Source organism: Collinsella sp. AM38-1BH, from assembly GCF_003467545.1.
Lineage (GTDB): Bacteria > Actinomycetota > Coriobacteriia > Coriobacteriales > Coriobacteriaceae > Collinsella.
Window position 1 is genome coordinate 1 of sequence record NZ_QSHC01000009.1, and the last position, 2,320, is coordinate 2,320.

Consider the following 2,320-nt stretch of genomic DNA (forward strand, 5'->3'; position numbering starts at 1 on the left):
GAGCAAGGCGGGGCCGAGGCCGCCTCGATCAATTTGCGAAAGAATCTTGACGGTACCCAATTAAATGGTTCGTCATCATATAAAATTGGTAATAATTCAGTGCGCATTCCGTTAGCTATGTTGCAATTGCGAATAGCTTCTCTGTCGTAAGCAAGAACGAAACCCGTTTGGCTTTCGGAATATACATTCCACATATTCGAATCGCTAGGATTGTCCGTTAGGCACAAAATGCGACAACAATTTCGGCAGCTATTCTGATGAACTGGGGCAACAAATCCTCCAACAAATAAGCGCAAGTTTTTAACAGCCGAGCGAAAAAGACTAACTTTTCCCTCATCGGATAGTATCTCGAACTCATCTATTCTTGCTGGATTAAAAGGAGCCCCCAGAACCCCTAAAACAAACGCAAGTCGTCTAAAATCAATTTGATTTATTATCTTTAACGCTTGTTCATCATCATTGAGATTACTTTCGATTTCATCTATACCATTCCAGTTATAGATCGGTACCGAGTCGCACTGATCGCTGAAAACCTTTGGATGAGAAAATGTAACAGTCGCGTTTTCTAGATCGGCAAAAGCGTATTCACTTGGAGGTCGATAGCGGTAAAGCATTCGCGGGACGAGAGAAGTCGATAGCGCTTCCAGCTCCTTCTTTGCGGAAACAATGGAGGCGCCATCGTTTTGCTTGGCAACGAGATTAGCCAGCGTCTCCCGATATGTTTCTTTCTGTGTCAAGCTTAGCGCCATGCAATATCGCTTCCCGATCTAGCTAAATTAGATGCAGTTGATTTTATCCAGTGCAAAAATACTGAATGCACATACGAAGCAGAAGTCATGTCTATCAACTACCAAAAAATGATTCCGATTGGAACGTACCGGAAATCGTAAAAGCTGCCAACGGATATATTTATAATAGCCTGAGATGGCTAGAGATGAAAACATATAGTCATCAAGCAGTCTTGTCCTCCGATGAAGACGCCAGCTATGACATCGAATTCCACTCTCTGTCAGGTCGCTTTACCAATTACGGAGCGCCGCAGAGGCTGCAGAAGCAGTCGAGTATGCAGAAAAGATTTATATGGGCGCGTCAATTAAAAAAGCTCTGTTAGACCAGGATTGACACACATCTGTCCCCACGGCGCCATATCGTTAGCCTCGTAGACCGCGGGGCAGCATGAACGCCGAGGACCTGGTAATCGCCTTCAAACGGGACATGGCGAAGCTGAGCGGGACCGAGCGCCGCCGCGCGATTGAGTCCGTCAGGGACGTGATCCGCGCGGCGGCGTTCGACGACACGGCCGGCTCCGCCTACGAGGTCGAGCGCAGCCGCGTCTGCCTCAAGACCGCCTACGCCATGCGCCATAGGCTGATCGAGTGCCTCTCGGCCCACTGCCCCCATTCAGGGCCGGGCGGGGCTGCGGCGGCGAGCTCGACGAGATCTACTTCCCTGAGTCGCTCAAGGGCAAGGGCAACCGCGCGAAGGGGTTGTTCGCGATGCCGTATCGGCAGCATAGAGACGGTATGTCCATTTCGTCTCTTTTAGCGCTGAATACCATGTATCGGGTTCATTTTCTCATGCCTTATAAGGAATATATGAGACGGCTGAATTCGTAGATGCCTGTTGTAAATGAATGTATGTGAGAAAGCTAACAACTACATAATAAGAGTTGCGTTTGGCATCAGGCAACGAAAACCGTTGCATTTTGTCTCTTGCAACTAAAAGGGTTGCGTTTGGTATATAGCAACGAAAACAGTTGCATTATGTCTCATGCAACTAAAAGGGTTGCTTTTGGTGTCTAGCAACGAAAACAGTTGTGCACGGGCAAGATAACCCTCACGCTTTGCGAATGATATCTTTGTTCCTGCAAATTAAAACACGCAATGTTATAGATAGACGAAATCTGATTAGCGGGCGACGATGAATGCCACATCTCTATTATCACGGGGACTGCCGCCCCAGAAAAACCCGATATGGCAATCGACGCTGATAGCAGTCTTAAAGAACATGACGTCGCCCTCACTCGACCTAGAACCGTTCGAGAATCTCCTCGGCGTTCTCTCGCAGATAGATATCTAGGTCCGGCACGGCAAACTGCACGTAGCCCCTCTGTGGTGCCTGAATAACCTCTCTTTGTAGCAATTTTGCCCTAATGGAGCTGACCTCATTGGTCTTTTTACCCATGCGCTTAGCAATCTCGGATGATTTGGACTGTTGTTTATCCTCGCACATGGCCAAAAGGTATTTGATATCGTTGAGCCCCAGTCCAGAAATCGCGGGCTCGTGAACAACATCGTGAAAACGAGCCTCTGCCAGCGCA

The 2,320-nt window shown here is 48.2% G+C and carries 1 protein-coding gene and 1 pseudogene; both read right to left on the minus strand.

What is annotated here, in order from left to right; translation table 11 throughout:
• Positions 1 to 737: DUF2971 domain-containing protein (locus DW870_RS09265; RefSeq protein ID WP_147349119.1), on the minus strand; the 737-nt coding region annotated here is incomplete at its 3' end.
• Positions 738 to 2,028: 1,291 nt separating this feature from the next.
• Positions 2,029 to 2,320 (minus strand): annotated as a pseudogene (locus tag DW870_RS09385) (ATP-binding protein); the annotation flags it as partial.